The 7785-nt window shown below is 74.4% G+C and carries 7 protein-coding genes and 1 tRNA gene; 4 read left to right on the top strand and 4 right to left on the bottom strand.

Annotated features, from left to right (window positions below):
* Positions 1-148: 148 nt before the first annotated feature.
* Both ACZ7IF_RS19040 and ACZ7IF_RS19035 read right to left on the bottom strand, forming a co-directional pair.
* The gene (locus ACZ7IF_RS19040) at positions 149-565 is read right to left on the bottom strand and encodes a GNAT family N-acetyltransferase (RefSeq protein WP_470972518.1); all 417 of its coding nucleotides are present in this window, start codon (positions 563-565) and stop codon (positions 149-151) included.
* A 6-nt stretch (positions 566-571) separates the two neighbouring features.
* Positions 572-1273, bottom strand: coding sequence for a 4'-phosphopantetheinyl transferase family protein (locus ACZ7IF_RS19035; protein ID WP_470972516.1), 702 nt, complete (start codon positions 1271-1273; stop codon positions 572-574).
* 82 nt (positions 1274-1355) lie between these two features.
* Here ACZ7IF_RS19035 and ACZ7IF_RS19030 point away from each other — a divergent pair, with 82 nt between their 5' ends.
* Positions 1356-2132: an alpha/beta fold hydrolase gene (locus ACZ7IF_RS19030; protein ID WP_470972514.1), complete on the top strand. Its 777-nt coding sequence runs from the start codon at positions 1356-1358 to the stop codon at positions 2130-2132.
* A gap of 9 nt (positions 2133-2141) precedes the next feature.
* Here ACZ7IF_RS19030 and ACZ7IF_RS19025 read toward each other — a convergent pair whose 3' ends face one another.
* On the bottom strand, positions 2142-2684 hold the full coding sequence (locus ACZ7IF_RS19025; RefSeq protein ID WP_470972512.1) for a hypothetical protein: 543 nt from the start codon (positions 2682-2684) through the stop codon (positions 2142-2144).
* Between the two features lie 268 nt (positions 2685-2952).
* Between ACZ7IF_RS19025 and ACZ7IF_RS19020 the strand changes: the two genes are divergently transcribed.
* A complete protein-coding gene (locus ACZ7IF_RS19020; RefSeq protein ID WP_470972510.1) occupies positions 2953-3471 on the top strand; it encodes a phospholipase in 519 nt (172 codons plus the stop codon).
* Between the two features lie 234 nt (positions 3472-3705).
* On the opposite strand, the gene ACZ7IF_RS19015 is transcribed toward ACZ7IF_RS19020, so the two are convergent.
* Positions 3706-3778 (bottom strand) — tRNA-Arg (locus ACZ7IF_RS19015).
* 332 nt (positions 3779-4110) lie between these two features.
* On the opposite strand from ACZ7IF_RS19015, the gene ACZ7IF_RS19010 reads away from it, so the two are divergent.
* On the top strand, positions 4111-5724 hold the full coding sequence (locus tag ACZ7IF_RS19010; protein ID WP_470972508.1) for a dynamin family protein: 1614 nt from the start codon (positions 4111-4113) through the stop codon (positions 5722-5724).
* Between the two features lie 4 nt (positions 5725-5728).
* Positions 5729-7699, top strand: a complete 1971-nt coding sequence (locus ACZ7IF_RS19005; RefSeq protein WP_470972506.1) for a GTPase — start codon at positions 5729-5731, stop codon at positions 7697-7699.
* The last annotated feature ends 86 nt before the right edge of the window (positions 7700-7785 follow it).

The raw sequence follows: 7785 nt of genomic DNA, 5'->3' as shown, positions 1-7785 counted from the left end.
ATCTTCGTGGATCAGGCCGCGGGGTCTGGTGCGGTGCATCGCAAGGCGGAGGAGCGCAGCTCGTACTCGGCCGTACTCGCGCGCTCCGACAACGCTGCGAGGTGCCGTGCCGGACGTCGCGGGCCCGCGAAGATCGCCCGGACAGGGCCTAGGCGTCGCCCAGGGACCAGCCGCGCATCGAGAAGAGGCCCTCGTCCTCGGCGCCCGCAGACGCGTACGTGGCCAGCGCCTCCTCGTTGTCCGTGTCGACCCCCACCCACATGCCGTAGCAGCCGCGGGCCTTGGCCTCGTCGGCCAGGGCCAGGGTCAGGGCCCGGCCGATGCCGCGCCGGCGGTACCCCTCGGCCACGGACAGCTCGTACAGGCACATCTCGGTGCCCTTGTCGGGGTGGGTCATCTCGACGCCGGAGACCATGCCGGCGGGCACGCCGTCGACGTACGCGATGAGCATCAGGTGTCCGGTCTGGGCGAGGAAGCGCTCGGACCACTCGGGGCGGGCGGGCCCGTCGAAGAGGCCCTCGGCGGCCGCGAGTTCGGCGACGCTACGGGCGCGGCGGATGTCCATGGCGGCTCAGGCGGCGCGGACCGCGACGGCCGCGGCGTAGGCGTCCGGGGCGGGGAGGTCGCGCAGGGTCCAGCCCGGGACCGGGGCGGGGGCGAGCCCCGAACTCACGTACGGCTCGGCCAGGCCGAAGGCGACCCCCACGCCGGTGCCCTTCAGGCAGGCCTCCTTGCGGGCCCACACCCGGGCCAGCGCCGTCTGCCGCTCCGCTTCCGGGAGCGCGGTGATCTCGCCGGCCTCCGCCGGATGCAGGCTGCTCAGGACGTCGGCCACCGCGCTCGCCCTCGGCACCCCCTCCACGTCGACGCCCACCGGCACCCCCGCGAAGGCGAAGTACGCCACGTTCTCGCTGTGGGACAGCGAGAAGTGCACCGCGCCCCCGGCCACGGCGGGACGGCCGTGCGGGCCCCCGCACCCCGGGCAGTCCTCGCGGACCAGGACCACCTCCTCCGGCGGCAGCCCCAGGTACCCGCCGAGCAGCACGCGCAGCCCCAGGTGCGAGGCGAGGTAGCTGCGCTGGTCGTCCGGGCGCAGCAGCCTGGCGGCCCGCTCCCGTTCGGTCGCGTCCAGCAGCGCCCGCGCCCCGCCGGCCTCGTGACCGCCGATCGCCTCGCGCGTGGTGTCCAGCGACCACACGGCCACACCGGACCCGGCAGGGGGTGGTCCGGTCAGGGGCGCGGCACCGTCGAGCTGGTTCACGTACAAGGTCATCCGACGAGGGTAGACGAGGCAGTTGGAGCCCCGGTTACCCTCGTGCTGGACTTGTCGATCATCACTTCAGGGGGAACTCACCGTGCACAGTGCCGTCGTGACGCCGGAAGGCGACCGGATCCGCTGGGTCGAACTCCCGGGAGCGGAAGCGCCCCGCGTCTACCTGCACGGGCTCGGCTCGACCTCCCCCGCCTACTTCGCGGCGAGCGCCGTGCACCCGCTGCTGGCCGGGCGGCGCTCGCTGCTGCTCGACATGCTGGGGCACGGCCACAGCGACCGTCCCGAGGCGTTCTCGTACACCCTGGAGGCGCACGCCGACGCCGTGGCGGAGGCCATGACCGCGGCCGGTGCCGGAGGGGCCGAGGTGATCGCCCACAGCATGGGCGGAGCGGTGGCCATCGTGCTGGCCGCCCGGCACCCCCGGCTGGTCTCCCGCCTCGTCCTGGTGGACGCCAACCTGGACCCGCTGCCGCCCACCCCGGGCACGGCCGGCAGCAGCGGCCTCGCCTCCTACACGGAGGAGGAGTTCCTGGCCGGAGGCTGGACGGAGGTCCGCGACCGGGTCGGCGCGCACTGGTGGTCGACGATGCGCCTGGCCGGCCGCACCGCTCTGCACCGCAGCGCCGTGAACCTGGCCGCGGGCACCACGCCCACCATGCGGGAGCTGCTGCTGGAGCTGAAGGTCCCGCGCGGCTTCCTCTTCCCGGCGGAGGACGGATCCCTCGCCGGCGCCGAGGCCCTGGAGGCCGCCGGAGTCGCCGTGGTGGCCGTACCGGACTGCGGGCACAACATCATGCTCGACAACCCGGAGGGCTTCGCCCGGGCCACGGCGGCGCTCCTCGCCCGCGACACCGTCTGAGCGGCTCCCCTACCTGGCGGTGGTGCCGCCGGACACCGCGGCGGGCGCGACGGCCGGGGCCCCGCCGTCCGGTATTCGGGCTCCGGGGGAGGGCGTCCCGTCGGTCCAGGCGTAGACCTGCCGGCCGCGTACCGAGACCTGGTACTGGTAGCGGTCCCGGCACTCGGGGCGCTCCTCGCGCCGGGTGTCGCCGGGCCACCAGCGGGCGCCCAGGCGGGGACCGCCCGCCTTCTTCGGCGCCCCGGCGGCGCACTGCGGACCGTCGAGCGGGGTCTTGCCGAGGGTGAACCGGATCAGCCGGGCCCCGCCGTCACGGCGCGCGCGGATCCGTATGTCGGTGGCGTCCCCCGGTATCCAGGTGGGCAGGACGAACGCCCGGTCGCCCTTCTTGGGAGCGTCGGCGGCACTGGCGTACCGCTTGCCCTTCTCCCGCAGGACCTGCTTCTCAAGGGCGTCCGTGACCGGGTTGGGCGGCAGGTTGGGCAGCGCGAAGGCGGCCAGGGCGAGTACTCCCGCGACGGCGGCGGCGATGACGAGCGGACGGCGGTTCATACCCATAAGTGTTCGGGCCGGGAGTCACGCGCGCGTCCCTCCCCGGTATCAACCTCGAATCTGCCGCAGGTCGGATACGGGGTCATACCTGAGAGGGGCGCGGTCCAGGGCGCACCGGGCCGACACGTATGCGTCCGGGCCGCGTTATAGGGGCGGTAGGGGTCGGGGATATGGCGTGCTCCGAGGGTGAGTCCCGACGCCGCACCGGGAGTTGGACCGGGCGGCCCCGTCGCCCGCTCGCCCCGCCGCCCCCACTCGGAGGAATGCCATGCGCCGCCGTCTCGTCCCCCTGCTCGCGTCCGTGTCCGCCGGCCTGCTGGCCGTCGCCACCCCGGCCTCGGCGGTCCCGGCGGACAAGCCGCAGGTGCTGAGCGGCTGGACGCAGACCAGCGCCTCCAGCCACAACGCCTGGGTCGCGGCACGCGGCAGCCAGGGCAACTGGGGCTCGTACGCCTTCGACTGGTCGACGGACTACTGCTCCTCGTCCCCCGACAACCCCTTCGGCTTCCCCTTCCAGACGGCCTGCGCCCGCCACGACTTCGGCTACCGCAACTACAAGGCGGCCGGCGCGTTCCCCGCCAACAAGTCCCGGCTGGACGACGCCTTCTACGCCGACCTGAAGCGGGTCTGCTCGCAGTACTCGGGCGTCAAGAAGGGCTCCTGCGACAGCACGGCCTGGACGTACTACCAGGCGGTCAAGGCCTTCGGCGTCTCCCCGCAGGACGCTCCGGCCGGCTCGGCCGACTCGGCCACCGCCGAGTCCGCTCCCGCCTCCCCGGCCCACTGATCCCGGACCGGGCCCCCGCCCGAGCCCGGAGCCACCCCGCACTCCGTCCCGCCCGAACGAACCCCCGTCGGGCGGGACGGTGCTCTTCCGGTTTTCGGCTTTCCGGTTTTGCGGGTGCAAGGATCCCGCAAGGGTCCTGTCGAGTGAATTTCCGCCAATCGCGGACGCCGCGGCGACCCCTGGTCCAGGCGGCCCGGACGGCCCCGGGAGACCTCTCGGGGAGGTGGAAGGAAGTGCCCCCGGCAGGACTCGAACCTGCGGCCAAGCGCTTAGAAGGCGCCTGCTCTATCCACTGAGCTACGGGGGCCGGAAGGTGACCGTGGTGGCCTGGAGCCCCTTGGTGGGGGTGGGACTGCGGTCCGTGCCGGGTCAAGGATAGGGCTCCGGTTGCCTTGTCCCGGTTGCTTCACTCGCGTGCCACGTTGTGGAGGTTCGGTGAAGCGGTCCCGATAATCGCAGGCAGGTGCGATTCTCGCACCGCTTTTGCGCCGCGTCGGCCTGGGTGTTGTGCACTCGTTATGCCTGCGTCCCACTCGTCCGCCGTGTCCATGATGTCCCTCTGGAGTCGCGGTCGGCGCGCAGAGGGCGTATAAGCTTCAAAAATGGTCCTAAATTGGGCATTCTTCGCATGTGGTGACCTTGGATGTTCGGCCTCAGCTGCTCGATGCCCTGTCCGCCCTGCGCGACCGGGTCGCGTCCGTGCGTCTGCCGCTGCCCCTGCCCGGCGCCCCACGCGCCCGCCAGACCAGAGCCGAGCTGCTCGCGCAGCTCGACGACTACCTCGTCCCCCGGCTGAAGTCGCCCGAGGCGCCGCTCCTCGCCGTCGTCGGCGGCTCCACCGGGGCCGGTAAGTCCACCCTCGTCAACTCCCTCGTCGGCCGCCAGGTCAGCGAAGCCGGAGTACTGCGCCCCACCACCCGCACCCCGGTCCTCGTCTGCCACCCGGACGACCACCACTGGTTCGCCGGGATGCGGATCCTCCCCGACCTCATGCGCGTCTGGGCGCCCCAGCCGGACGAGGAGCTGGTGCCCTCCTCCAGGAAGCACCCCGTGCGCGCACCCGGCCACCCCGCCGCCACCAGCGAGCTGCGGATCGAGACCGTGGCCACCCTCCCGCGCGGCCTCGCCGTCCTCGACGCCCCCGACATCGACTCCCTCGTCGTCGAGAACCGCACCCTCGCCGCCGAGCTGATCTGCGCCGCCGACGTCTGGGTGATGGTCACCACCGCCTCGCGGTACGCCGATGCCGTCCCCTGGCACCTACTGCGCACCGCCAAGCAGTACAACGCCACCCTGATCACCGTCCTCGACCGGGTCCCGCACCAGGTGCTCGCCGAGGTCTCGCGCCAGTACGGAGCGCTGCTGACCCGCGCCGGGCTGGGCGACGTACCGCGGTTCACGGTGCCCGAACTGCCCGAGTCGGCCGGCGGCGGCGGGCTGCTGCCGGCCAGCGCCGTCGCGCCGCTGCTCGCCTGGCTCACCCACCACGTCCACGACCCCGCCGCCCGGCAGTACGCGGTCGGCCGGACCGCCCTCGGCGCGCTCGACTCCCTCAAGCGCCGCATGCCGGAGCTGGCCTCCGCCGTCGCCGCCCAGCACGCCGCAGCGGTCCGGCTGACCTCCGCCGTCGAGGACGCGTACCGGCAGGAGGGCAAGCGGGTCCGCAACCGCCTCGACAAGGGCGCCGTGCTCGCCGGCGACGCCCTCACCCGGTGGCGCGGCTACCCCCTCGACACCAGCGCCGACGAACTCCTCGACTCCCTCGCGGAATCCCTCGCCGCGCTCCTCCAATGCGCCGTCGCCGCCGCCGACGAGCGGATCGCGGAGGTCTGGCGGCGCGAGCCCGCCTCCGGGGCGGTGCCGCTGCCCGCGCCCGACCGGGAGGCGGCGGAACGTATCGGCATGGCCGTACGCCGCTGGCGGCGCGTACTGGAGGAGCTCGCCGAGGAGGAGGTCGCCAAGCTCGACAAGCAGCCCGCGCCCGACCCCGACGGCGTCGCCGCCCTCCTCGTCGCCGCCCTCCTCGGCGGCAAACGGGCCCGTCCGGCGGGGGAGAAGCTCGCCGAGCGGATCGGCGTACAGGCCGCCGTACGCCTGCGCGACCGGGGCGGCGAGCTGGTCGGGGACCACCTCGACGAGGTCCTGCGCGCCGAACGGGACCGCAGGCTCGCCCCCCTCCAGGCCCTCGAAGTCACCCCCGAACCACAGGCCGAGCTGATCGCCGCGCTGTCCGTACTGCAGAAGGAGAGGTGACGCGGTGACCGCCGTGACCGACCGCGACCACGCCGGCGACCGGTGGGACGACGGGTTCATCGCGCGCTCGCGCCACCGGGCCACCCGAAAGGGCGGCTCGCGCGGCACCGGCACGCGCGCCGGCGACGCCCTCATCGACGACGCGCTGCTCGACGCGGCCCTCCTCGCCCACGACCTCGACGAGGAGGCGGAGGGCGGACGGGACGGAGGGGACGGAGGGGACGCCGAGGGCGACGAGGCGGTCGTGCGGGCCGTCTCCGGCGCCGGGAGCGACGGCGGCAAGGCCCCCGCGCCCCCGTTCAGCCCCGAGGCCCAGGCCCTGCGGACGCGCCTCGACGCCCTGCGCCAGCTGGTCGGACTGTCCCGCACCCGCCTCGACGGCAAGACCCTCGCCGAGGCCGGACGGGTCCTGGACGAGGCGGCCGCGCGCCGGGGCCTGTCCCCCCAGCACACCGTCGTCGCCATCGCCGGAGCCACCGGAAGCGGCAAGTCCACCCTCTTCAATTCACTCGCCGGAGTGCAGATCTCCGAAACCGGACTGCGCCGCCCGACCACCGCCGCGCCCATCGCCTGCAGCTGGTCCGACGGCGCGGCGGGCCTGCTCGACCGGCTGGAGATCCCCGGACGGCTGCGGCGCAGGCCCCGCGAGACCTCGGAGGCCGAGGTGCTGCGCGGCATGGTCCTCGTCGACCTGCCCGACCTGGACTCGGCGGTCGGCGCGCACCGGGACCACGTGGACCGGGTGCTGGCGCTGGTCGACGCCGTGGTGTGGGTGGTGGACCCGGAGAAGTACGCGGACGCGGTCCTCCACGAGCGGTACCTGCGGCCGCTGGCCGGGCACGCCGAGGTGACCTTCGTCGTGCTGAACCAGGTCGACCGGCTCCCCGGCGACGCCGCCGACCTCGTACTCGACGACCTGCGGCGGCTGCTGGACGACGACGGGATCGCCCTCGGCGAGCACGGCGAGCCCGGCGCCACCGTCCTCGGACTGTCCGCCCTGACGGGTGAAGGGGTCGGGGAACTCCGCGAACTCCTCGGACAGTTCACCCAGGAGAAGGGCGCCGCGACCCGGCGGATCTCCGCCGACGTCGACCGGGCCGCCGTGCGCCTGCGCCCGCTCTACGTCGCCGCCGGGCACTCCGGACCCTCCGGACCCGAGATCGGCGAGGCGGCGCGCGCCGAGTTCGAGGACCGGCTCGCGGAAGCGGTCGGGGCGTACGCGGCCGGCCTCGCCGCCGAGCGGGCCTGGCGGCGCAACGCGGGCAAGGCCTGCGGTACGCCCTGGCTGCGGCTGTGGCGCTGGTACGAGAGCCGGCGCGCCCCGCGCTCGCTCGCGTCCCTGGCCCTCATGTCGGCCAAGGGCCGCAGCTCCAGCTCCGGCGCGTCCGCCTTCGCGCCCGGCGAGGAGGAGGTGACCGCCCGCCAGCGCGTGGAGCAGGCCGTGCGAACGGTCGCCGACGAGGCCGTCGTCGGCCTGCCCGACCCCTGGGCGCAGGCCGTACGGGAGACCGCGGTGCGCGGCGCCGAGCGGCTGCCGGAGGCGCTGGACGAGCTGGCGGTGACCCTGGGCGCGGCCGTCGCCGTGCCCGGCGCGAAACCGCCGAGGCCCGCCTGGTGGCCGGTCGCGGTGCTGGCGCAGGCGGCCATGACGCTGGTGCAGATCTTCGGCGGCCTGTGGCTGGTCGGGCAGATCGTCGGGGTCCTGGAACCGAAGCTGCTGCCGCCCGTCCTGTTCATGGTGGCCGGCATCGTCGGCGGGCCGCTGGTGGAGTGGGCCTGCTCGATCGCCGCCCGGGGGCCGGCGCGCAGGTACGGCCAGGACGCCGAACGGCGGCTGAGGCAGGCGGCGGCCGGCTGCGGCCGGGCCCGGGTCCTGGAACCGGTGGCCGCCGAGCTGCTCCGCTACCGCGAGGTGCGCGAACAGTACGCGGCGGTGGCCGCAGGGGGGACGAAGTTGTCCACAACCCGCCAGTAATCCACAGGCCGGAGCGGGGGACCGCGGCCCGGAGCCAGCATGGTCGTACCTCGTGCGGATGGTCCGCACGGGTACGGAGTTCGGGG

This window comes from Streptomyces sp. NPDC037421 (assembly GCF_055602105.1).
Note: the sequence above shows the minus strand (reverse complement) of the source record. Positions and strands in the feature narration are given on the sequence as shown.